Consider the following 23388-nt stretch of genomic DNA (forward strand, 5'->3'; position numbering starts at 1 on the left):
GTGTCGACGGCGCTGACCGTGTCGACGGCGCTGACCGTGTCGACGGCGCTGACCGTGTCGAGGGCGCCGGGTCCGCCGCTCGGCGTGCCGCCGTGATCGAAGCCGCGCACCGGCTGTCCGGGCGACCGCGCGGCGACCTCGATCAACCGTCCATGATCGAACCGCGAACCCCACCGGCTTGTCCCGGCCGTGATCGAGGTCGCGCACCGGCCGCCCGACGACTTCGATCACGTCGGTCGTGACTCGAGATGGAGCAACGGGACGGGACGTGGCCGCTCTTGCGCGCGTGACACGCGGTCGCGCGCGACAGCGGTGGTCCACGGTCATAGAGGTCCGGCGAGCCGTCGTGGCTCCGCACGAGCGGCGTACGTTACGTTGGGCGGCGTGGATGATCAGCTGCCGTGCCGCCTGCGGGTCGCGGGTGACGTGTTCGACCTGGCCGGTCCGCCGGCCGCGCTGCGGGACCTGGCCGGGCGGCTGCGGGCCGCCGGCGACGTGTTCGAGCAGCGCATCCGCAACGGCGCGTTGGTCCAGCAGCGCGGCGACGGTGCACTCGCCGTGCAGCTGCGTGGCGGGCCGGCACTGCACGTCAGCGGCTCCGCTGACGCCCTCGCCGTGCTGTGGGCGGCGCTCGAGGTCGTGGCCGACGAGGCCGACGCCACCCCCGACGCGGACGGGCCGGCGCCGCACCGGCACGTCGAGGCACTCACCGTGACCGCCGAACGGCCACCCGCCGAACTGGTCATCTGAACCACGCCAACGGCCACCCCGACACCCACGACCCAGCGCCGCACCGGCACGTCGAGGCACTCACCGTGCCGGTCGCGCCGGTGAGGCGGGGCGGCCCAAGCGCGCATTGAGGCAGTCACCGTCGCGGCCGAACAGCCAGTGCCGCGGCCAGGCGGCCCCGTCGTGGCCGGACGGCCAGTCGCCGGTCGGTGGACCGAGCCGGGATCAGTAGACCTTGACGACCACGGCCGTGGCGTTGTCGCGGCCGCCGGCTTCCAGGGATGCGGCGACCAGGGCCGAGGCCATCACGTCAGGTGACGCGTTGGAGCCCAGGGTGCGCTCCATGTGCTGATACGGCACCTGCTCGGCGATCCCGTCGGTGCACAGGCAGTAGACGTCGCCGGGGAACATCGTGACGCTCAGGACGTCGGGCTCCGGCAGGCCGGGGTGGCCGATGAACCGGTGCAGCTGGTAGCGGGCCGCCTCGGCCTGCGGGGAATCCGCGGGATACCAGCCGTGCACGGCGCCGAGCCACGCCTCGGTGTGGTCGATGGTGAGCAGTTCGAGCAGCCCGCCGCGAAGTCGGTACACCCTGGAATCGCCGATCTGCGTCACCCACGCGCCGGTGGCGTCGGCGACCAGCGCCGTCAGGGTGCAGCCGGTCAGCTCCCGCAGCGTCCGGCCGGCGGCGCGGACCTGCCGCTGGGCGTCGGCGACCGCGGCGAACAGCGGCGGCGGGGCGAACGGGCCCCGGTGCTCCTGCACGGCGGTGGTGAAGACGTCCACGGCGGTCCGTCCGGCGGTGCGGCTGCCCTCGCCGGCGCCCATGCCGTCGGCGACAACCGCGCACAGCCCGGGCCTGCGCTGCAGCTCCGCGGTGTGCAGCACGTCGAAATTGGCCGGATACCGCCGGCCGATATCGGTGGCGGTGCCGACCTGCAAGTGGCGCCCGGCGCCACGGACCTCGATCGTCATCGACGTCCAGCCTAACCCGGGTCGTCCTCGAAGGTGACCCGGGTTCATGTGCCGGACACCTCACCGACACACCTTGCGTGATAGCCGTCAATGCCTCACGCTGCGGGCCCCGAACCAGCCCCGGACGGGCCGCGAGGCAGGCCCCTGGAGAGGCCTCAGTCTTCGCGCCGGCGGGCCTCGACCCGCCAGGTGCCGTCGTCCAGCCGCTCCCAGCCGTCGACCTCGCCGCCGAGCTCGGCGAACAGCATCACCCGGTCGAAAATCCAGTCGGCGAAGTCGTCCTGCTGGTCCTCGTCGAGCCCGGCCCGGATCACCGCCCCGAACGTGATCAGCCCCGTCCCCTCCAGCGGCGACGCGCCCAGGATGCCGATCACGGACAGGTCGTCGGGTGCCACGTCAACGCGCTCCTCGACCTCCAGGAACCCGCCGTCGGGCATCTCCACCAGAAACGCCATCGTCGCGAACTCCGTCATGTGTCGGCCCGGTTGGTCTCCCGCAATCAATACCCTTGTGAGGACCCCGACGGCCAGCGACACGCAGCGACGTTTCGGCTGGTGCCGGTGGTTGAACAGGGCCGGTACAGTGCCCGGATGGAGTCCGCGGCCCTGCCCGCCCCGCTGACCAGCCTGGTCGGACGGGACGCGGAGGTGCGTGCCGCCGGCCGCCTGCTCACCGCCGGCCATCGGCTGGTGTCACTCGTCGGCGCGGCCGGGAGCGGCAAGACCCGGCTCGCCGTCGCGGTCGCCGCCGCCGCGACGGCGCCGGTCTGGTTCGTCGATCTCACCACGATGCGTACCGGCGGGCACACCGACCGCCAGGACCCCGCGGGCGATGCGGCCGGGTTCGTGCTCGACGCGTTCGGCGCGGCGAGGCGCCCTGACCTCGACGCCGTCGACACGCTGGCCGCCGTGCTCACCCGCAACGAGCCGCCCGAACCCGGGAAGCCGCCCGAACCCGGGAAGCCGCCCGAACCCGGGAAGCCGGCCGAGACCGAGGAGCCGCTGCTCCTGTTCGACAACTGCGAACACGTCACCGGCCCCGTCGCCGCGCTCGCCGGTCAGCTCCTCGCCATCCTGCCCGGCCTGCGGATCCTCGTCACCAGCCGGCAGCCGCTCGGCCTGCCCGAGGAGACCGTGGCGACGGTCGCGCCGCTGGACGACGTGACGGCGCTGCGGCTGTTCGAGACCCGGATGTTCGAACGCACCGGCCGGCCGCTGCCGCCCGCGCACCGGGCCGGAGCGGCCGCGATCTGCCGGGCGCTGGACGGGTTGCCGCTTGCCGTCGAGCTCGCCGCCGCCCGCGCCGCGCTGCTGTCGGTGCCCGAGGTGCACCGCCTGCTCACCGACCGGTTCCGGGTCCTCGCCGACGCGAAGGCGACCGGCCCCGAGCATCATCGGACGCTTCGGGCAGCGCTCGACTGGTCGTACCAACTGCTGTCGCCGGACAAACAGGCCCTGCTGCGGCAGCTCGCCGTCTTCCAGGGCGGTTGGAGCCCGGCGGCCGCCGCCGTCCTGCCCGCGTTTCGTCCCGGGCTGCTCGACGCCCTCGCCGAACGGTGCCTGATCGACCCGCAGGATGCCCGGGGCCGGATGCTGCAGACGGTCGCCGCGTACGCCGCCACCCGCCTCGCCGACGTCCCCGCCGAGGATGCCGCGGCCCGCGACGCGCACGCCGCGTTCTTCCTCGACCTCGCCGAGCAGGCCGCCGCCGGGATCCGCGGCCCAGGCCAGCGCGACCTGCTGCGGATTCTCACCCTTGAGCAGGACAACCTCCGCGCGGCCATGACGTGGCTCGCCCGCCGGCCTGGTCGCGGCGCCGCCGAGGATCTGCGACTGGCCACGGCATTGGCACCGTTCCAGCATTTCACCGGGGTGTACCGCCAGGGCCGCGACTGGCTGTCAACCGCCCTGGCCCGCCGCCCCGACGCAGCACCGGAGACCCACGCCGCCGCCTGCTCGGCCGCCGCGACCCTGGCCATGCTCGACTGCGACTACCCGGCCGCCGCCGCCCTCGCCGAGCGCGCCCTTGCCGCCGGCACCCCGGCCGACGACGTGCGGGTCCGGGGCCGGCTGCTCACCCTGCTGGGCAGCGTCGAACGGGAACGCGCCGACTACCCGCGCTCCCGGCGCTACCTCGACGAGGCCCTGACCCTGTACCGCACGGCCGGCGACGCCTGGGGCGAGGGCCGCGCCGCACAACTGGCCGGCGCGACGGCATGGCTGTCCGGCGACTTCACCGCGGCGGCCACGCTGCTGGACACGAGCCTGGCCGCGTTCCGTGACCTGGCCGACGACGAGTCGGTCGCCTCGACCCTGACCCACCTCGGCGCGGTCGCCCACTTCGGCGGCGACCAGCGCGGGGCGCGCCGCCATCTGGTCGAGGCCCTGGACCGGTTCACGGAGCTGTCGTTTCCGGAGGGCATCGGCTGGGCGCAGGACCTCCTCGGCCGGGTCGACCTCGCCGACGCCGCCGTCCCGTCCGCCGCCGAACGGTTGCGCGCCAGCCTGTCCATCCATCGCCGGGTCGGTGACCGGTGGCGCTCCGCGAGCGTCCTGGAGGCCTTCGCCGAGGCCCGCCGCCGCCTCGCCGACCCGGCCCACGCGGCGGCCCTGCTCGGCGCCGCCGACGTGATCCGGCGCGAGATCGGCGCCCCGACACCGGCCTGCGAGGTGCCGGCCCGTCAGGAGACGGAGCAGTCGCTGCGGGCCGCGCTCGGCGAGACGGCGTTCGACCGGGCGTACCGCTTCGGCACCCGCACCCCCGTCGACGAACTGCTCGACCTGTCCGGCTCCGCCGGCGACCTCGCGCTGGCCCACCCCTCTGGTTGACCTTGGAGACTTTGACACGTCCTGGCGGGCCAAAGTCTCCAAGGTCAACTCGATGGTCGCGAACGCCCCGCGGACGCGGTGCGCACCGGGCCACACTCGGAGGGTGACGATGATCGGCCCCGACCCGGCGGCGACACCGCATCCGGCCCGGCCGGCGACACCGGCCCGCCCCGCCGTCCCACCCCCGCCCCCGTCACCGTCGCAGCCGTCACCGTCGCCTGGAGGCGCGGTGCCGGTGGGTGTCGCGGTCCGGGGTCTGGACGGGCCGCTGGGCGGCGCGTTCCTGACGATGCCGGCGTTGCGCCTTCTGCTGGCCGAGACCTTGAGCCAGCCGGGCGCCCTGGCCGCCGTCGTCGACAGCTTCGTCGCCCATCTGCAGCGCCCGCCGACCGTTCCGACGGGCCCGGCCACATCCGGCCCTTCCGGCATCCCCACGCCACCCCGCAACGGACCCACCGCACCCCCACCGCCCGCCGGCCCCGGCCAACCAGGCGGGCCATCCCCAGACGGGCCGGGTTTGCCACGGTCTGGCGTGACCTCTCCCGGCACCGGCTGGATGTTGCCGGTGCGGGACCTGCCCCCGACCGCCACCCCGCCGGCCGGGCGGGCGCCGGCTCCCACCCCATCCGGCGGGACCACACCGTCACCGCCCGGGCCTCCACCACCGCCGTTACCCGGGACCACGCCGCCACCACAGCCCGGGCCTCCACTGCCGCCCGGACCGACACCGCCCGGGACGCCGCCACCGGGAACGACACCGCCGCTACCCGGGACTACGCCCCCACCACAGCCCGGGCCTCCACTGCCGCCCGGACCGACACCGCCGCTACCGGGAACTGCGCCGCCACCACCGCCGCCCGGACCACCACCACCTGGGACGGCACCACCGCTGCTGCCCGGAACCACACCGCCGCTACCACCTGGGACCGTGCCGCCACCACCACCGCCCGGGACCGCGCCGCCACCACCGCCTGGGACGGCGTCGCTTGCGGTGTCCGGGACCACGGTCGGGGGTGTGGTGCCGTCCAGGACAGCGGCGGCGGCGCTCATGTCGGTGGTCGGGCGGGGTGGGGAGCAGGGGCGGATGGGGGCGCCGGTGGAGGAGTTGCGGGCGTTGTTGCCGGGTGAGCCGGGGGCGCAGCGGGAGGTGCTGCGGGACGCGGTCGGGTGGCTGGTGGCGCACGTCGACCAGCCGCAGGTGCTGGCGGCGCGGTGTGCGGAGCTCGGGCCGGTGGTGGCGCAGCTCGGGGTGGCACCGCAGCGGCTGGAGAACCTGGCGGTGTTGTTCGTGGACATGCTGCGGGCGAACCCGCCCGGTGTCGTGGTGCGCCGCGACCAGGAGGAGGCGTGGGCGACCACGGGGCGGCTGGTGTCGCGGTGGATGGCGGACGGGGCCGCGGCCGGTGCCCACGAGCCGGCGTCCTGGAGTGCCACGGTCGTGCGGCATGAGCGGCGGCGGGCGGATGCGGCGGTGGTGGCGGTGCGGACGTACCTGCCGTATCCGTGCCTGCCGGGGCAGCTCGCGGTGGTCGAGTCGAGCCGGCTGCCGGGGCGGTGGCGGCGCTGCTGGGTCGGCAACGTCCCGGCCGGGGACAACGTGGTGGAGTTGCACGTCGTCCCGCACCGGGCGGACCCGGCCGGGGCGGAGCTGGTCGAGCGGACCGGGGTCGGCGACGTGCTGCGGTTGCGGCCGGCCGTCGGGGTGCCGGCGGTGGACCCGGGCGCGACCAGGCCGCTGCTGGTGGTCGCGGCGCGGGACGCGGTGGCACCGGTGCGGGCGCTGCTGGGTGCGTTGCGGGCGGCCGGGGACCGGCGGGCGGTGACGGTGTTCTGGCCGGCCGCCGTGGAACGGGACCTGTACCGCCTGGCGGACCTCGCCCCGGAAGGCACCGTCGTGATCCGTGACCGCTTCGCGGCGGGGGACGAGGACTGGACCAGGCACGACGCGTTCGCCGCCGGTGACCCGGCGACGGTTGCCGGCACGCTGCCCCGGATCGAGGCCGCCGGGGTCCCAGCGGACCGGGTCCGGACCGCCGTGGACGGGCCCGGCGACGCGTGAACGCGCCCGAAAGGGGTCACCCGTTCGGGTGATACCGACGGCCGGACGGCGCCGTCGCTGAGCGTGTCGTAGCGCACGAACCGCCCGAAAATGCGAGTTTTGTCAGATTGGCAACACCGTCAGGGCGGTCCTCTAGTTTCGGCTCATCTGCCCTACTTCGTGGAGGTGAGATGGGAATCCGAAAGGGTGTCGCCGTCACCGTGGTGGCGGCCGCCGTCGCGGCCGGTGCCGCGGTCCAGGCCGTTCCCGCGTTCGCGACCGACTACAGCTCGGTCCGCGGCGTGGTCGCCCTGACCAACAACGCTCGTGCCCGGGCGGGCTGCGGCCCGGTCACACTGAGCCCGCGGCTGAGCTACGCCGCGTGGCTGCACTCGAGGGACATGGCGGGCCGGGGCTACTTCTCCCACGGGTCTCCGGGCGGAAGCTCGCCCGGTTCGCGGGTGAACTCGGTCGGCTACCGGTGGTCGTCCTACGGCGAGAACATCGCCTGGGGGCAGCGCAACGCGAACGAGGTCATGGGCGACTGGATGCGCAGCCCGGGTCACCGGGCGAACATCCTGAACTGCCGGTTCCGCAACGTCGGGGTCGCGGTGGCGTACAACGGCCGGGGCGTGCCGTACTGGACCCAGGACTTCGCCAGCCCACGCTGAAACCGGCGCACGCTGAAACCGGCCCATGCTGAAACCGGCCCACGCTGAAACCCGGCCCACGCTGAAACCCGGCCCAGGCCGAAACCCAGCCCACGCTGAAGCGCAGGACGAGCGTTCCCGCGGGCACCGACGACCGCCCGCGGGAACTCGTCAAGCGACGTCAGACACCCAGGATCGCGGAGGCCAGCGCCGCGCCCTCCACCCGCGCCCGGATCTTCTGGAACGCGATGTCCCGCGCCACGTCCGGCGAGCCGTGCTTCGGCTTGCGGTCGATGCTGAACGGCGAGAACCCGCAGTCGTCGGTCGCGCCGAGCCGCTCCCGCGGGATCGACTCCGCCGCCGAGATCAGGGCGTCGCGGACCTGTTCGGGCGTCTCCACCACGGGGTTGAGCGGGTCGATCACCCCGACGAAGCAGACCTGCTCGGCGGTGCTGTGCTCGCCGACCAGCTGGTACACCCGCTCCTTGTCCTTCTCGCTGGCGAGCTGGATCAAGAAGTATCCCGCGCGCATCCGGAACATGTGCGGCAGCAGCTCGGCGTAGTCGACGTCCAGGCTGTGCACGGAGTCCATGTCGCCGCCGGGGCACGTGTGGATGCCGATGTCGCGCCGCTCCTGCGCGGTGAAGCGGTCCAGCACCCGGTTGTTGAGGTCGATGAACGCGCGCAGCATGTCGCGGCCCGTCCACGGGTTGCGGGGGTCGTTCTTGCGGGCCAGGCGCCCTTCGGTGAAGTCGATCGAGACGCGGACCGCACCGGTGGCGAAGCACTGCCGGATGTCCTTCTCGCACTCGTCGACCAGGTCGTCGTGGAACTGCTCGCGGGTGTAGCCGTCGACGGTGGCGTCCAGGGGGTACAGCAACGACAGCATCGACGGCGCGATGACCGCCTGCTTGAGCGGCTTCGTCGCCATCGGCACCGCCTGGCGCAGGTAGTCGGCGGCGTAGGCGCGGTAGCGGAACGGGCCGCGGGCGAGCCGGGGCAGCTGACGGTGATGGCCGTCGTCGAAGATCGCGAAGTACTGACCGTCGGCCGCCAGAGTGTCGGCGAGGCCGGTGCCCGCGAGGGTGTCGGTGAGCGGATACGTGGCGAAACTCGACGCGCGCTGCTCCCCGTCGGACACGACGGGCGATCCGGTGGCCTCCATGCGGGTGATCGAATCGCGGCACGCGGCGTCCTGCTCGGCGTGCAACGCGTCGAATTCGATCTCGCCCGCGTCGTATTTCGCGATCATTTCCTGCAGGCGCGTCGGGCGGGGCAGCGAGCCGACGTTCTCGGTCGGAATAGGCATGACGCTCTTTCCTCCAAACGTCGCGGAATCGTCGTTGGAAAGCGACGACAAAACCATAACAGTCGATCTTGTTTTGCCGCGGCGCCAAAATTGGCGCGGGCCGCAAGATCTGCATACGAGAAGGGGAGCTTCCGCAGATCTTGCGGGATTCAGCCAGTTCACAGCCAGGGTTCACCATGCGTTGCCCGGCTGGGCTGGACAGAACGGGCGCCGGACCGCCTAATGGAATGCACCCCGCCGGACCCGCAACCCGGCGGCCGCCGCAGCACCTGCCCCACCCGCACGTCCCGTCGCACAACGCAACGTCCCGTCGCACAACGCAACGAGCCGCCGCACTTTCCAGCATTCCCGCACGACATCCACCCCGCCGGGCCGCGCCGCGCGTCCGCCCACGGCTCGTACAACGGCATCCGGCGCCTCGAGCGTCACAACGTCACCTGCATCACCACCTGGGTAGCTCGCACCCTTCTTCCGGGAGGCCCGCCGTGAACGACACGACTTCCGCCATCCTCACCGAGGCCACCGCCGCCGCGTACGTGGCCGCCGCCGGGTTCCGGGTCGGTCCGGTCGGTCGTGTCGGTGTCGAGCTGGAGTACTGCGTGCGGGACCTGAGCAAACCGATGCACCGGCCCGAACCGGACCACCTGCTCGAGCTGCTCGCCCACCTGGGCAACCCGCTGCCCGGCGGCAGCGGCGTCACCATCGAGCCCGGCGGCCAGCTGGAGCTGTCCTCGGCGGTCGGCGCGTCGATGGCCGACTGCGTCGCCGCCCTCACCCGCGACCTCGCCCTCGTGCGTGGTGTGCTGGCCGGCCACGGCCTGATCCTGGACGGCACCGGCCTCGACGACGTCCGCGCGCCGCTGCTCGTCACCGACCACCCGCGCTACGTGGCGCTCGCCGAGTATCACGACCGGTCCGGGCCGAAGGGGCTCGACGTCATGTGCAACTCCGCCTCGATCCAGGTGTGTCTCGACGCGGGCAGCGACGACGAGGAGGACTGGGGCGGATACAAGCGGCGCTGGTGGCTCGCCGACGCGATCGGCCCGGTGGTGATGGCCGCGTTCGCCAACTCGCCGCACCGCTCCAAGTCGGGGCGGCGCTGGGTGTCGCACCGGCAGGGGCTGCGCTTCGGCACCGACGCCAGCCGCACCAGGGCGCCGCGGCGCGACGACGACCCCCGCGCCGCCTGGTCCCGCTACGCCTTGGCCGCGAAGGTCGCCATGGTCGCCGGCCCCGGCCGCTGGCACGTGCCGGCCGGGCTGACGATGCGGGCCTGGCTGCGCGGCCACGGCCCCCGCCCGGCCACCCTGGAGGACCTGGAGCGGCACCTCGGCACCCTCGTCCCGCCGGTGCGCCCGCGCGGCTACCTGGAGCTGCGGATGATCGACCAGCAGCCCGGCGACGGCTGGACCGTCCCCGTCGCGGTCGTCACCGCACTGCTCGACGACCCGCAGGGCGCCGAGGCCGCGGCTGCGGCGACCGAGCCGCTGCGCTCCCCGCTGCGCCGGCACCGCGACTGGGTCGGCGCCGCCCGCGAGGGTCTCGCCGACCCGGCGCTCGGCGCCGCGGCCCTCGCCTGCTTCACCGCCGCGGGTGAAGTCCTGCAACGGCAGGGTGCCCCCCTCGCCGTCCGCGACGCGGTCGCGGAGTTCACCGAGCGGTACGTCGCCCGCGGCTCCTGCCCAGCCGAGGACCGCCGCGTGCAGCGCCGGAAGGTGCGGGTCGGGGCAGGCTAGGATGACCTTGGCCGTGTGGTATCAACACCATGACGACCACACCAAGGAGCAGAGCCTGTGCGGGACATCGCCGTGTTCAGTGGTAGCGCACACCCGGAGCTGGCGGAGGAGATCTGCACCCAGTTGGAGGTGCCGCTGCTGCCCGTGCGGGTCGACCGCTTCGCCAACGACTGCCTCGAGGTGCAGCTGCAGGCCAACTGCCGCGAGCGGGACGTGTTCCTCATCCAGCCGCTCGTGCCGCCGGTCCAGGAGCACCTCGTCGAGCTGCTGCTGATGCTCGACGCGGCCCGCGGCGCGTCGGCGGCCCGCACGACCGTCGTGATGTCGCACTACGCCTACGCCCGCTCGGACAAGAAGGACGAGCCGCGCATCTCCATCGGCGGCCGGCTCGTCGCGGACCTGCTCAGTGCCGCCGGCGCGTCCCGGGTGCTGACGCTGACCCTGCACTCGCCGCAGGTGCACGGGTTCTTCAGCGTGCCCGTCGACCACCTGCACGCGCTGCGGGAGCTCGCCGCGCACTTCCGTGGCCTGGACCTCACCAACAGCGTGGTCGTCTCCCCCGACCTCGGCAACGCGAAGGCGGCCTCCGCGTTCGCCCGGATGTTGGGGGTGCCGGTGGCCGCCGGCGCCAAGCAGCGCTTCAGCGACGACCGCGTGGTGATCAGCGCCGTCATCGGTGACATCGAGGGCAAGGACGTCATCGTCCTGGACGACGAGATCGCCCGCGGCAGCACCGTCATCGAGCTCATCGACCGGCTCCGCGAGCGCAACGTGGCCAGCATCAGGGTCGCGTGCACGCACGGGCTGTTCACCGACGGTGCCCTGGACCGGCTCGCGGCCCAGCCCGACGTGCTCGAGATCGTCTGCACCAACAGTGTGCCGATCCCGAAGGAGAAATGGGTCCCGAAGCTTCGCCTGCTGTCCATCGCCCCGGCGATGGCGGAGGCGATGCGCCGCATCCACAACGGCGAGTCGGTCAGCTCGCTGTTCCACTGACGTTGGCGACGCCAGCCGGCCCGCCGGACGTCGGGGTCCTCGGGCCGTTGCGGGCCGGGATCGGCGGCCGGCCCGTGGACCTCGGCGGGCCCCGGCAGCGGGCGGTCCTGGCCCGGCTCGTCGCCGCGGGCGGCCACGTCGTGCCGACGGACCGCTTCATCGACGACCTGTGGCAGGGGGTGCCACCGCCGAAGGCCCTGGCGGCGCTGCAGGTGTACGTGTCGAACCTGCGCCGCGCCCTGGAACCCGGCCGCGCACCCCGCACCCCGGCGACTGTGCTGGTGACCGCGGCGCCCGGGTATGCCCTGCACCTGCCGCTCGCGGACGTGGACGCGTGGCGGTTCGAGGCGCTGCTGCGCGACGGTAGCGCGCTCGCGGAGCGGGACCCGGCCCGGGCCGACGGGCTGCTGCGGGAGGCGCTCGCGGTGTGGGCCGGACCGGCGTACGCGGAGTTCGCCGACGAGTCATGGGCGGTGCCGGAGGCGGGGCGGCTGGAGGAGCTGCGGCTGGTGTGCGTCGAGGCGGGCGGGCGGGTCGCGGTGCGCCTCGGCCGGGCCGCGCTGGTCGTGCCGGCCCTGGAGCGGCATGTCCTGGCGCATCCGCTGCGTGAGGAGGCGGTGCATCTGCTGGCTTCGGCGTTGTACGCGGCGGGGCGGCAGGGGGATGCTCTCGCGGTGTTGCGGGGGGCGCGGGAGCGGCTGGCGCAGGAGCTGGGGGTGGACCCGGGGCCGGGGCTGCGGGCCCTGGAGGTGGATGTCCTGGCGCAGGCGCCGCACCTGGACGCGGGGCGATGGCACGGGGCCGAAAGCGACGCGGGCCTGGCGCACAGGGATGCGACGAATCGGGCCGGTGGTGACGCGGGCCCGGCGCACGGGGATGCGACGCATGGGACCGGGGGTGGCGCGGGTCTGGCGCAGGGGGATGTGACGCGTCGGGCTGGGGGTGGCGCGGGGCAGGGTGGGTCCGGCCCGCGGGCCGACGCACCGGACGGGCCATGGCGGGAGGCAGCTGCGGCCCCGCACCGGTCCCGCCCCGGATCCGGAAATGAGGGGCTCCGCGGTACCCCCGCCGAAAATGCGAACGCGAAGGGCTTCGGACGCGAACGGGAGCTCGGGATCCTCGCCCGGGTGGCCGAGGACGTCGTGCGGGGCGGGTTGCGGGTCGTCTGGGTCGGTGGGGAGGCCGGCGCGGGGAAGACGACGCTGGTGCGGATGTTCGCGGCGCGGCTCGGCTGGCGGGTCGCGTGGGGGCGGTGCCCGGAGGTGGACGGGGCGCCGCCGGCGTGGGCCTGGAGCGAGGTGATGCGCGAAGTGCTGCGGGACCTGCCGCACGACGCCGACGTCCGGCTCGCGCAGCTGTTGAGCCCCGGCACCCGGGACGCGCCGGCGGGTGGGCAGTTCGCCCTCGCGCAGGCCGTCGGGGAGCATCTCGCCGGGTTCGGGCCGCTGCTCGTCGTGCTCGACGACGTGCACCGCGCCGACGGGGAGACGCTGCAGGTGTTGCGGCACGTGGCGGTCGCGTTCACGGACCGGCCGCTGCTGGTGCTCGCCACGCACCGGCCCGGTGAGTCGCGGCCGCACCTCGACCCGGTCCGGGCCGCCCTCGCCGGGCACCGGGCCGTCGACGTCGACCTCGGCGGGCTCGACCCGGACGCCGGGCGGGCGCTGCTGCGCAGCCTCGGCGTGCCCGGCGACGCCGTCGACGTGGTCGTCGAGCGGACCGGTGGCAACCCGCTGTTCCTCACCGAGACCGCCCGGCTGGTGTCCGCCGAGGGCGCGGACAGCGCCGTGCGGGCCATCCCGTCCGGGATCGGGCACGTGCTGCGGCGGCGCCTGGCCCGGCTGCCCGCGACCGCGCAGACGGTGCTGCGCCACGCCGCCGTCCTCGGCCGTGACGTCGACATCGACCTGCTCGCCGCCGCCGACGGGTCCAGTGAGGACGCGGTGCTCGACGCGCTGGAGGCCGGGGTCGTCTCGGGGCTGCTCGAGGAGCCGGCGGCGGGCCAGGTCCGGTTCACCCACGCGCTGCTGCGCGACGTGCTGTATGACGACATGCCCCTGCTGCGCCGGCGCCGCCTGCACGCCCGGGTGCTCGCGGCGCTGGAGGAGGCCGGGTCCCCAGACGTCGCCGCCCTCGGGCACCACGCCCTCGCCGCCGCCACCCCGGCGACCGCGACCCGGGCGGCCGGGTACGCCGCCGCGGCGGCCCGGCAGGCCGCGGGCCTGTACGCGCACCGCGAGGCGGCGACCCTGTTCCGGGGCGCGCTCGACGCCGGGCCGCTGCCGCCGGCGCTGCGGCACGACCTGCTGTGCGGGCTGACGTCGGCGCTCGCCAACGCCGGTGACGTGCTCGCCGCCCGTTCCGCCCGGGCCGAGGCACTGTCGTCCGGGGTCACCGTCAAAGCGCTGACCTCGTATGACGCGCCGGTCGCCTGGACAATTCGGGCGGATCGGGCGGTGGACGTCGCGCTCGTCGCCTCGCTCGAGGCCGCGCTGGTTGAAGCGGACAAATCGGACCGCTGCCGGCTGCTGGTGGCGCTGGTGTACGAGCTGGAGGGCGACGACCTGGCCCGCTGCGACGCGGCCAGCGCCGAGGCCCTCACCCTCGCCGGGGACGACCCGCTGCTGCGCTGCCACGCCCTGAACGCCCGCTACTTCGCCGTGCTCAACCCGGCCCGCCGGCACGAGCTGCCGGCCGTCGGCGCGCAGCTGCTGGAGGTGGCGACGGCGGCGGGGCTGGTGCAGTTCCAGGCGCAGGCGCACCACGTGCTGTTTCAGGTCGCCCTCGAACGCAACGACCTCGCCGCCGCCCAGGAGCACGTGGACCGGGCGGTGCGGCACGCGACCGCCGGGCAGCTCGGCGTCGCCCTGTCGGTGCTGGCGCTGTTCGCCGCGGTGCGGGCGCTGTTCGCCGGGGACCTCGGCACCGCCGAACGGCTCTACGCCGACCTCACGGCCCGCATCGCCCGCACCGGCCAGCCGAACGCCGCGCTCGTCGGTCTGGCCGGGGTGTTCTTCGTGCATCTCGCCGCCGGCACCACGGACACGCTGTTGCCGATGCTGCAGCCGGTGCACGAGCGGCTGCCCGACGCGCTCAACGACTTGATGGTGCGGGCCCTGCTGGACGGCGGGCGGGTCGAGGAGGCCAGGACGCTGTGGTCGCCGGACGCCGTCGCGGTCCGTGAGGACTACTACTGGCTCGCGTGGACCGGCCTGCGTGGGCTGAACGCCGCCGCGCTGCGCAGCGAGTCGCATTGTCGCGAGGTGTACGCGGCGCTGCTGCCCTGGGCCGGTCAGTTCGTCGGACTGGCCAGTGGCTCCCTTGCGGGCCCGCCGGTCGACCTGGTCCTGGCCGACCTCGCCGACGTCCTCGACGACCCGGCGGCCGCCCTGGCCCACCGGGCGGCCGGGCACGCGCTCGCGGCCGCCGCCGGTGCCGTCCCGTGGCTCAGGGGAAGATGACCGCCTCCCGCCGGGCGAACCCGCGGCGGGTCACGGCGAGCAGCACCTTCAGCACCGGGCCCGCCATCCGCTTGAGCTCGGCCAGCTCGGCCGGCGTGGCGTAGCGCTCGATGCGGGGCAGCTCGAAGCCCATCTTGCCGCCCTTGCGCACGGCCGCCTCGACCTTCGCCCAGTCGGCGTCGGAGACGTAGCGCTGGATCACCGGAAACACCGTGCGCTCCTCGTCGTCGATGTGCTCGTCGAGCAGGTCCCGCAGCGTGCCGAGCACGTCCGCGAGCCGGCGCGCGGCGGCCCGGTCGGCCGGGGCGGCGGCGAGGGTCCGGGCGTCGCGGCGGATCGCCTCGAGCAGCGGGTCGAGCTGTCGGTGGTCGTCGGTGAGCTCCCGCAGGTCGACCTCCGCGCCGGCGCTCGCCTCCAGCACCGGCCACAGCACGTCGTCCTCGGCCTGATGGTGGTGGTGGATCCCGTCGCAGAGCGTCTCCAGGTAGCCGGCGATCGCCCTGGCCCGCTCCGGCGGGTTGGTCGTCGCCCCGCTCGCGATGTCCCGCAGCAGGTCGGCGAAGCGGTGCGCGTCGCCGCGCATGGACCGGTGGTTGACCGTGATTCCGACAAGGTTCGGCATGGTGTTGGCTCCTCAGGTCAGTGGTTCTTCCCTGAGGAGACCCCCGGCCACTTGGTCGCCACTTAAAGCCGGGTTGCTTACCCGAATGCGCGGATCGTGTGGTCGCCGACCAGCAGGAGGCGGCCGGAGGCGAGCATGAGCTCGGCGGCGGTGTCGTCGTATCCGGCCAGCCGCAACCGGCGCACGACGTGGCCGTCGGCGGCCCGCAGCACGACGATCTCGGTGAACTCCGACTCCGGGGTGAAGTTGCCATGGTGCACGGCCGCGTAGACGAACCCGCCACCACTGACGAGCGCCGCGTGCAGGGCGTTGTACTCGTAGCCGGGCAGCGCGAGCGGGGTCGACCACGCCGTGGCGCCGGTGGTGGGATGGTAGCGGCGCACGGTCCCGGTGAGACCGTAGCCGAACACGGCGCCGCCGCCGGCGGACAGGCCGTCGACCCACTCGTCGGCGGCGGGGGTGCCCTGGCACCAGCGGGCACCGCCGGTGGCCGGGTCGAGCGAGCAGAGGGCGTCGGGGCCGAAGCCGGAGACGAGCAGCGAGCCGCGGTGGCCGACCACGGACAGGCCGGGCCGGATCCGGGTCCACTGGCGCACGCCGGTGCGGACGTTGAACGCGAACAGCAGGTTGGCCCCGCCGCTGCCGTCGCCGGTGCCGCGGACCGGGCCGTAGGCGCCCTGCACGACCGTGTCGCCGGCCACCGCCGGGGCACCGCCCGCGTCCCCGTCCACCGCGCCGGACCAGGCGAGGGTGCCGTTGCGCGTGCGGTACGCGCGCAGGTGGTAGCCGGTGCACAGCTCGCGGCACTTCGGGCCGCTGGTGACCAGGACGAGGCCCGCCGCGACGGTGAAGGGCAGGATCGCGTCGTCGGCGGGCAGCGTCACCTCCCAGCGGCGGGCGCCCGCACGGTCGTAGGAGGCGAGCCGGCTGCGGGTGCCGTCGGCGTCGAGGCTGCGCACGTACAGGGCGCCGTCGACGTCGGCGAGCTGCTGCGGGCGGCGGCCGGTGAGCTTCCCGACGACGGTGACCGCGCCGGTGCGCACGTCGACGCGGCGCAGGGCACCCTTGCCGTAAGCGACCGTGAGCTTGCCGCCGGCGACGGCCGCGCCGCCGACGGTGTCGTCGCCGCCCGCCTGCCGCTGCCAGACCTGGCGGCGCACGTCGAGCCCCCCGGTGTCCGGCTGGTAGTTGTCGTTGGCGGCGGCGCCGCCGTGCTGCGGCCAGTTGCCCGGGGTGGCGGCCACCGCGGGGTTCGCGCCGCCGGCGAGCAGCACGCCGGCGATGACCGCCGCCGCCTTCTTCCTGATCATGGGATCAGCGAAGCAGGGTGAGGTTGCAGGGTGGTGAGAACCGCCGCACCTCACCCGCTCGGGTGGCCGGTGAGCTGGGATGCGTGCGATAGTCGGGGGGTGGCGGTGCGCACTGGCGCCGTCCCGGACGAGTCACGTCGTACCCGGCCCGACAAGACGGCGTGGTGTTCGGGAGTGCGCCATGTTCGTCCAGGTCCTCGGTTCGCTGTGTGTGCTGGTCCCCTTCGTGCTGGTCCAGCTGGGCCGGCTGACGTCCGCCTCGCTCTGGTACACGTGGCTCAACCTCATCGGTTCGTCCGTCCTCGCGGTCGAGGCCGCGATCGGGCACAACTGGGGCTTCCTGCTGCTGGAGGCGGTGTGGGCGGTCGTGTCGCTGCGTTCCCTGCTCACCGTCCGTCCCGATCGGGTGACGGCCGTGTCGCGCGACGACCGGTAACCATTACCGTCGATGAATGACGTCGCTCGACCTGTACGGTGCGGCGTTCCGCACCGACCCGTACGCCGAGCTCGCCCGGCTGCGGGACCTGAGCTGGCACGCGCAGACGGCGATCGGCACCGCCGTCCTGCGCCACGCCGAGGTGCAGCAGCTGCTGCAGCTGCGGGAGCTGCGCACCCCGGGCGCGGACTTCCTCGCGCTGCAGGGCATCACCGACGGCCTGCTCGTCGACACCATGCGCGGCTTCCTGCTCAACACCGACGGCGACGACCACGCCCGGGTCCGCCGCCTGGTCAGCGGGGCGTTCACGACCCGGCGGGTCGAGGCGTTCCGGCCCGTCGTCGCGGGGATCGCCGCGGAGCTGGTGTCGGCTCTGGCCGCGACGGACCGGTGCGACTTCGTGCGCGACTTCGCGCAGCCGTTCGCGCTGCGGGTGCTGCACACCTTCGTCGGTATCCCGCTCTCCGCAGATGTCCAGCAGTGGACCTCGGACGTCGGCCTGCTCTTCGGGATGGACGTGGTTGCCAACGGTGACCGCATCACGACGGCCATCGCCCACCTTGACGCGTTCCTCGACGACCTGCTGGCGCAGCGGCGCGCGGTTCCGCGCGACGACCTGCTCAGTGCGCTGGTCACCGACGGCCGGCTCACCGACGTGGAGCTGCGCTCGATGGTCGTCACGCTGATGTCGGCGGGCCAGGGCACGGTGCAGCACCAGCTCGGCAACGCCATGGCGACGTTCCTGGCCAACCCGGAGCAGTGGCGCCTGCTGGGCGACCGTCCCGACCTCGCCGCCCGCACCGCCGAGGAGGTCGTGCGGTACTGCCCGTCGGCACTGCTCGGCGTACCCCGGATCGCGAAGTCGGACGTGACGATCAACGGCCTGCTCTTCCGCGCCGGCAGCTGCGTCCTGCCGGTCACCGGCGCCGCCAACCGCGACCCGCTCACCTTCCCGGCGGCCGCCACGTTCGACATCACCCGGTCCGGCGCACCCCACCTGACCTACGGCGGTGGCATCCACTTCTGCCTCGGCGCCGCCCTCGCCCGGGTCGAGCTGCAGGAGTCCCTGCCCCGGCTGGCGGCGGCGTTGCGGGCCCCACGCCCGGACGGCCCGGCCGAGTGGCTCCCCCCGACGGAGGCGGTGTACGGACCGACCCGCCTGCCGATCGCCTACTCCACTGATTGACCCCAGCAGGTGGATCAGGTCCGGGCGGCGATGATCGCGTCGCGCAGGGACCGCAGGGCGTGGGCGCGGACGCCGGCGAGGGAGGCCTCGTCGGCGACCGCGGCGGGACGGACCGGGACGTGCCGCGGGAGGTGGGCGAACGCCGCCCCCACCACGTCGGGCACCTCGCTCCCCCACGGACCGCCGAGCACGATGTGGGCCGGGTCGGCGAGGGCGACCGTCGCGGCCAGCACGCCCGCGACCGCCGTGCCGATCACGGCGAGGACGTCCGCACCCGCGCCGAGCAGCGCCGGGACGTCGATCGCGGTCGAGGACGGCTGCCGCAGGCGCAGCGCGGCGAACACCTCGGTGAACGGCATCGCGCGACCGCCGGGCCCGACGGTGATCAGGTGGGCGATCTCGCCGGCGAGACCGGCGTGGCCGCGCAGCACCTCGCCGGCGCTGACGACCGCGCAGCCGAGGCCCTCACCGAGGTACACGTAGGCGAAGTCGTCGCCGGCGGCGCCCTGGTCGCGCTCGGCGCGGGCGGCCCAGTTGACGTCGTTGTCGACGGTGACGGGACCGGTGACGTACGCCGCGAGCAGGTCGACCGGGTCCAGCTCGCCGACGAGGAACGGCGCGTCCGGCAGGTGCACGAGCCGCCCGGTGACCCGGTCCACGGGGTCGGCGGCGCTGACCGTGGCCACCCGCGCCGGACCCACCGCGGACCGGACGGCCTCGACCGCGGCGGTCAGCGCGGCGGCGACGAGCTCCGGCCGGGCCGGCCGGGTCAGCGGCCGGGTGGTCCGGGTCAGGACCGTGCCGTGCGCGTCGAGGCGCTCCGCGACGACTCCGGCGGGGGCGATGCTGATGGCGAGCGCGGTGCCCGCGGACGGGGCGAGGCCGTAGTACGTGCCGATCCGCCCGCGCCCGGTGGTGCGGTCGCCGGTGTCGACGACCAGCCCCGCCTCGGTGAGCCGGCGCATGCTCTCCGACACGGTGGGCTTGGAGATCCCGGCCTGAACGGCGAGCTCCGCCCTGGTCAGCCGGCCGGCGCGCATCAGGGCCCGCAGGACGTGCTCGTCGGACAGGGAGCGCAGCAGCTCCAGCGAGGGTTTGACCGGCGTCACGCGCCAACTCTAGTCAGGACTCTTGCCCAAATCAGCGACCCGCCGTATGGTCTTCTAGTAAGGAGTCCTGACTAGAAGCTTTCTCGGCAAAGAAGGAGCTTGAGGCCATGCCGGTCCAGACCGCACTGCCGCACTGGGAGACCATGCCTGCCGATCTGGGCGCCGCGACCCGCGAGGTCAAGGCCGCGATCCGGGCCCGGATCGCGGCGTCGGGCCGCACCGTCGAGGAGGTCTTCGCCGTCGTCGAGCGGGGCATCGAGGCCGAGGTCCGCGCGATCGAGACGGCCCGCGAGCGCGGCGAGGCGGTCTGGCCGGTCATCGACTACGCGGACATCGCCGCGGGCACCGTGTCCGCCGCCGACCTGGCACTGCTGCGCCGCCGCGGATGTCTCGTCGTGCGTGGCCACTTCGACCGCGAGCAGGCGCTCGGCTGGGACCGCGAGATCGTCTCGTATGTCGAGCGCAACGCCTTCTTCGAGCACTACCGCGGCCCGGCCGACGACTTCTTCAGCAGCGTGAGCTCCAAGCCCGAGATCTACCCGATCTACTGGTCGCAGCCGCAGGTGCAGGCCCGGCAGAGCGACCGGATGGCGGCCGTGCAGACCTTTCTCAACCGGCTGTGGAAGCACGAGTCGGAGGGCGTCCAGTGGTTCGACCCGGAGCGCGACGCGATGTATCCCGACCGCATCCGGCGCCGCCCACCGGGCGCGACCTCAGGCGGGCTGGGCGCGCACCTGGACCCCGGCACGCTCGATCTGTGGATGACGCAGGCGTATCAGCGGGCGTTCCGGCACCTGTTCGACGGCAGCGTCGAGCAGTACGACCCTTGGGACGCCGCCTACCGCACCGCCGGTCCGCAGTATCCGGGCTCGACGATGTGCTCCGCCTTCCGCACCTTCCAGGGCTGGACGGCGCTGTCGGACATGGACCACGACCAGGGAGTGCTGCACACGGTGCCGATCCCGGGCGCCATGGCATATCTGATGCTGCGCCCACTCCTGGACGATGTCGCCGACGACGACATGTGCGGCGTCACGGTCAACCGGGCGTTCCCCGCCGCCGACGAGCGCCGGCACGGCCTGCTGCTGCGGGCCCTGAGCGGCATCCCCGACGTGCGCGCCGGCGACTCCGTCTGGTGGCACTGCGACATGATCCACTCGGTGGCGCCGGTCCGCGACCAGCAGGGCTGGGGCAACGTCATGTACATCCCCGCCGCGCCGTGGTGCCCACGCAACGAGGCGTATAGCGGATCGGTGCGCTCGGCGTTCCTGACAGGGTCCAGCCCCGCGGACTTCCCGGAGGAGCACTACGAGCGGACCTGGGCGGACAGGACCACGGTCGACCAGCTCAACGCAACCGGCCGCCGCGGCCTGGCCATCGAGGTCTGACTCCCGGCCGCCCACTGGCCCGCGGTCGTCTGCTGGCTCACGGGCGTCTTTAGCCTGCGGGCGCCCTTGGCTCACGGGCGCCCAGTTGGCTCGCGGGCGCCCAGTTGGCTCACGGGCGCTGGCAGGCGGCCTGACCCGCGCTGCGGCGTGGAGACCGGCGCCCGCAGGCCACCAGACGTGCGCGAGCCTTCTGACAGCCGAGGGGACAGACCGGCTGGCGGCGCGGCCAGCCGCCAGCGCTCCAGCCCGCCAGCCCGCCAGCGCGTCCGCTGTCGCGGTGTTCGAGTGGCCTGGCCTGGTAGCGCCTTGGATCACGAACGATCAGGCGCATCCGCCGCCGCGTCTCGGTGAAAGCGCGGAAGGCGTCTGCACGCCCCACACCCGTTTCACGCTGTCCGGCGAACATCCGTGCGACGTCCCGTCCCAGGCCCTCGGTCGATGCCGGCACGGTGACCGCTCGTGACGTCCGTCGCCTGCCGCGCGGGTCGAGCGGTCGAGCCGGCGGGCGGGCAGATCGCGGTTGTGCACGGGCGGTGCGGACAGCCAGCCCGCGACGTCGATCACCAGGAAGATCCGCTCCCGGCGGGGGGACAAGCAGGCGAACAGGCTGATCCGGGGCCTCCGCAGCGCCGGATCGTGTGCCCGGCGTCGTTGCCGGATTTTCTCCACAACCGGAAGGATCCCCGGGCCCCTGACCCCGGACATCGTTCCGCTTGTCGCGTCACCGCCCGCTGGCTCGACGGTGCGGACTGGCCGTCCCGACAGGCCACGAGACGACTTCGATCCAGCCGTGAGCAGGTGTCACGGCCGCGTGCGCGGCCCACAGCACGGAACGGAGGTGTGGCCGAAGTGCGGCGGGTCTGCCATCACTCCGCAACCGTGGCTGCCGAAGCGGGCGGGCCCGCACAGCCGTACACCACCTCCGTGGACGCGACCGGTCGCCCACGTGGCTGACCGTTCCGGAGACATTCCGAACACTGCGCGCGGCGCACGGCTTGCGATGTCCAGCGCGATCAACGTCGTCCCGTGATCGCGCCGGCCCGCCGGACGTCCGGGCCACGGCCTGGATCGCCACAGCACGACCTCCACCGTGGTCAACGTCGTGCCGGGGCCGCCCCGGACGACCAGACCACGCCTTCGATCACAGCGGCCGGGATGCGGTGGCTCGCTCGTGATCCGGCGCGCCTACGACAACGAGCGAGCCAACGACACGAGCGAGCCACCGGCGTCAGCGGGCTGGGCGTCAGGTGGCGCGGGGTGGGAAGAGCACGCGGCGCAGGATTGCTGGGGCGAACAGGCTCTGGGGTGGGGCGGTCAGGTTCACGGTGCGGTGGAAGGCGATCGCTACCTCCGGGGATGTCTCCGCGGCGTGGAGCAGTTTCGCGATGTACCAGTTGAAGAACCGCACCTTGGCGGTCCGCTCCCCCGGCACGGACGGGAACGCGAGGTCGCCGCCCACGGCCATGTCCCACGGCGTGTCGATGACGGTGGACGCCTTGGCGTAGAAGCGCTTCGGCAGGCCGGTGAGACCATCGGTGAGGGCCGCGCGCAGTTCCAGGGCCTCCAGCGCGGCGACGGTCATGCCCTGGCCGTAGATCGGGTTGAAGGCGCAGATGGCGTCGCCGAAGGCGAGGAAGCCCTCCGGGTGGTGGGTGAGTCGCTCGTACCGGCGGCGAACGCTTGCCGGGACCCGGAACGGCCGTGGCGGGGTGAGTGGGCGGGAGCGGTGCACGACCTCGGCGAGGTCGGCGATGGGCAGGCGGGTCGCGTAGGCGGCGAAACCCTCCTCGTCGGTGGGTGGCAGGTCGTCGCCGAGTCCGGCGAGCGTGAGGATCCAGCGGTCGCCCTCCATGGGCAGCAGGGCCGCGCCGAACGGGTGTCGCGGTGTCACGCCGGTCAGGACGCCGAGCATGCCGCTGGCGAGGGGGGTCCGCTCGTATTCGCGGGTGGCGTAGACGACACCGGCCATGACGCTGTCCTGCTCCGGCGGCGCGTAGCCGAGCTCGGCGAGCCAGGTGGTGCCCCGGTTGCCGCGGCCGGTCGCGTCGACGACCAGGTCCGCGGGCAGGTCCGTGGTGCTGCCGCCGGGGCCGGCGCCGGCGGTGACGACCCGGGCGCCGGTGACGGTGCCGCCGTCGTGCAGCAGGCCGGTCGCCTCGAGCCCGCCGCGGATCTCGACGTTGGGCAGCTTGCCGACCCGGGACCGGACGTAGTCCTCCAGCGCGGGCCGGCTGGCGGCCAGGACGATCAGGTCGGAGGCGGCGCGGGCCATCGGGGTCGGGCCGTTGTGCCAGGCGAACCCGGCGTGGATGTCGACGGTGAGGGCGCCGGTGGCGACGAGTTCGTCGGTGAGCCCGGGGAACAGGTCCTCGAGGACCTCTCGCCCCTTGGCGAACAGCATGTGCGCGTGCCGGCCCTGTGGGACGCCCTTGCGGACGCCGGTGCCGGTGAGGTCGTCACGGTCAAGGACGGTCACGGTGTCGAAGGTGTCGCTCAACGCGCGGGCGGCGAGGAGCCCGGCGATGCTGGCGCCGAGGACCACCGCGTGCGTGGAATGGCCTGTCATCCGCCCAGACGACCATTGATCCACGACGATTCATAGGTAGAAGTACACA

The 23388-nt window shown here is 73.9% G+C and carries 18 protein-coding genes and 1 riboswitch; of the genes, 10 read left to right on the forward strand and 8 right to left on the reverse strand.

Features of this window, described 5'->3' with window-relative positions; genetic code table 11:
• Nucleotides 1-384: 384 nt before the first annotated feature.
• Nucleotides 385-750 (forward strand): hypothetical protein, encoded by a 366-nt coding sequence (locus Dsi01nite_RS43280; protein WP_203852256.1) that lies wholly within the window; start codon nucleotides 385-387, stop codon nucleotides 748-750.
• A 204-nt stretch (nucleotides 751-954) separates the two neighbouring features.
• Here the strand turns inward: Dsi01nite_RS43280 and Dsi01nite_RS43285 are convergent, their stop codons facing one another.
• Together Dsi01nite_RS43285 and Dsi01nite_RS43290 are read right to left on the reverse strand one after the other, a co-directional pair.
• Nucleotides 955-1704: a PP2C family protein-serine/threonine phosphatase gene (locus Dsi01nite_RS43285; protein ID WP_203852257.1), complete on the reverse strand. Its 750-nt coding sequence runs from the start codon at nucleotides 1702-1704 to the stop codon at nucleotides 955-957.
• A gap of 155 nt (nucleotides 1705-1859) precedes the next feature.
• Nucleotides 1860-2177, reverse strand: coding sequence for a hypothetical protein (locus tag Dsi01nite_RS43290; RefSeq protein ID WP_203852258.1), 318 nt, complete (start codon nucleotides 2175-2177; stop codon nucleotides 1860-1862).
• A gap of 117 nt (nucleotides 2178-2294) precedes the next feature.
• On the opposite strand from Dsi01nite_RS43290, the gene Dsi01nite_RS43295 reads away from it, so the two are divergent.
• Nucleotides 2295-4532 carry an ATP-binding protein gene (locus tag Dsi01nite_RS43295; RefSeq protein ID WP_203852259.1) on the forward strand — a complete coding sequence of 746 codons (2238 nt, stop codon included), beginning with the start codon at nucleotides 2295-2297 and terminating at the stop codon, nucleotides 4530-4532.
• Between the two features lie 208 nt (nucleotides 4533-4740).
• Here the strand turns inward: Dsi01nite_RS43295 and Dsi01nite_RS43300 are convergent, their stop codons facing one another.
• The gene (locus Dsi01nite_RS43300) at nucleotides 4741-4905 is read right to left on the reverse strand and encodes a hypothetical protein (protein WP_203852260.1); all 165 of its coding nucleotides are present in this window, start codon (nucleotides 4903-4905) and stop codon (nucleotides 4741-4743) included.
• Between the two features lie 642 nt (nucleotides 4906-5547).
• On the opposite strand from Dsi01nite_RS43300, the gene Dsi01nite_RS43305 reads away from it, so the two are divergent.
• Entirely contained in the window at nucleotides 5548-6591 is a 1044-nt protein-coding gene (locus Dsi01nite_RS43305) for a hypothetical protein (RefSeq protein ID WP_203852261.1), read from the forward strand.
• Between the two features lie 170 nt (nucleotides 6592-6761).
• Nucleotides 6762-7241: a CAP domain-containing protein gene (locus Dsi01nite_RS43310; RefSeq protein ID WP_203852262.1), complete on the forward strand. Its 480-nt coding sequence runs from the start codon at nucleotides 6762-6764 to the stop codon at nucleotides 7239-7241.
• A 160-nt stretch (nucleotides 7242-7401) separates the two neighbouring features.
• On the opposite strand, the gene Dsi01nite_RS43315 is transcribed toward Dsi01nite_RS43310, so the two are convergent.
• A complete protein-coding gene (locus Dsi01nite_RS43315; protein ID WP_203852263.1) occupies nucleotides 7402-8529 on the reverse strand; it encodes a uroporphyrinogen decarboxylase/cobalamine-independent methonine synthase family protein in 1128 nt (375 codons plus the stop codon).
• Between the two features lie 485 nt (nucleotides 8530-9014).
• On the opposite strand from Dsi01nite_RS43315, the gene Dsi01nite_RS43320 reads away from it, so the two are divergent.
• Genes Dsi01nite_RS43320 through Dsi01nite_RS43330 form a run of 3 tightly spaced genes read left to right on the forward strand, consistent with a single transcriptional unit; the run spans nucleotide 9015 to nucleotide 14722 of the window.
• Nucleotides 9015-10265: a glutamate-cysteine ligase family protein gene (locus Dsi01nite_RS43320; RefSeq protein WP_203852264.1), complete on the forward strand. Its 1251-nt coding sequence runs from the start codon at nucleotides 9015-9017 to the stop codon at nucleotides 10263-10265.
• A 57-nt stretch (nucleotides 10266-10322) separates the two neighbouring features.
• Nucleotides 10323-11261: a ribose-phosphate diphosphokinase gene (locus Dsi01nite_RS43325; protein WP_203852265.1), complete on the forward strand. Its 939-nt coding sequence runs from the start codon at nucleotides 10323-10325 to the stop codon at nucleotides 11259-11261.
• Between the two features lie 2 nt (nucleotides 11262-11263).
• Complete coding sequence (locus Dsi01nite_RS43330; protein ID WP_203852266.1) at nucleotides 11264-14722, forward strand: ATP-binding protein; 3459 nt, start codon at nucleotides 11264-11266, stop codon at nucleotides 14720-14722.
• On the opposite strand, the gene Dsi01nite_RS43335 is transcribed toward Dsi01nite_RS43330, so the two are convergent.
• Nucleotides 14709-15344: a hemerythrin domain-containing protein gene (locus Dsi01nite_RS43335; RefSeq protein WP_203852267.1), complete on the reverse strand. Its 636-nt coding sequence runs from the start codon at nucleotides 15342-15344 to the stop codon at nucleotides 14709-14711. The genes Dsi01nite_RS43330 and Dsi01nite_RS43335 overlap by 14 nt on opposite strands.
• Nucleotides 15345-15421: 77 nt before the next feature.
• Complete coding sequence (locus Dsi01nite_RS43340) at nucleotides 15422-16654, reverse strand: outer membrane protein assembly factor BamB family protein (protein ID WP_203852268.1); 1233 nt, start codon at nucleotides 16652-16654, stop codon at nucleotides 15422-15424.
• Between the two features lie 99 nt (nucleotides 16655-16753).
• Nucleotides 16754-16820: riboswitch (guanidine-III (ykkC-III) riboswitch) on the forward strand.
• A 15-nt stretch (nucleotides 16821-16835) separates the two neighbouring features.
• Between Dsi01nite_RS43340 and Dsi01nite_RS43345 the strand changes: the two genes are divergently transcribed.
• Together Dsi01nite_RS43345 and Dsi01nite_RS43350 are read left to right on the forward strand one after the other, a co-directional pair.
• Nucleotides 16836-17090: a CBU_0592 family membrane protein gene (locus Dsi01nite_RS43345; RefSeq protein ID WP_203852269.1), complete on the forward strand. Its 255-nt coding sequence runs from the start codon at nucleotides 16836-16838 to the stop codon at nucleotides 17088-17090.
• Nucleotides 17091-17106: 16 nt separating this feature from the next.
• The gene (locus Dsi01nite_RS43350) at nucleotides 17107-18276 is read left to right on the forward strand and encodes a cytochrome P450 (RefSeq protein ID WP_203852270.1); all 1170 of its coding nucleotides are present in this window, start codon (nucleotides 17107-17109) and stop codon (nucleotides 18274-18276) included.
• 14 nt (nucleotides 18277-18290) lie between these two features.
• Here the strand turns inward: Dsi01nite_RS43350 and Dsi01nite_RS43355 are convergent, their stop codons facing one another.
• The gene (locus tag Dsi01nite_RS43355) at nucleotides 18291-19385 is read right to left on the reverse strand and encodes an ROK family transcriptional regulator (protein ID WP_203852271.1); all 1095 of its coding nucleotides are present in this window, start codon (nucleotides 19383-19385) and stop codon (nucleotides 18291-18293) included.
• Nucleotides 19386-19492: 107 nt separating this feature from the next.
• Between Dsi01nite_RS43355 and Dsi01nite_RS43360 the strand changes: the two genes are divergently transcribed.
• Nucleotides 19493-20773 (forward strand): DUF1479 domain-containing protein, encoded by a 1281-nt coding sequence (locus Dsi01nite_RS43360; protein WP_203852272.1) that lies wholly within the window; start codon nucleotides 19493-19495, stop codon nucleotides 20771-20773.
• A 1243-nt stretch (nucleotides 20774-22016) separates the two neighbouring features.
• Here the strand turns inward: Dsi01nite_RS43360 and Dsi01nite_RS43365 are convergent.
• Entirely contained in the window at nucleotides 22017-23339 is a 1323-nt protein-coding gene (locus Dsi01nite_RS43365) for an FAD-dependent oxidoreductase (protein ID WP_203852273.1), read from the reverse strand.
• Nucleotides 23340-23388 lie beyond the last annotated feature (49 nt).

Source organism: Dactylosporangium siamense (assembly GCF_016862795.1).
In the GTDB taxonomy this organism is placed as follows: domain Bacteria; phylum Actinomycetota; class Actinomycetes; order Mycobacteriales; family Micromonosporaceae; genus Dactylosporangium; species Dactylosporangium siamense.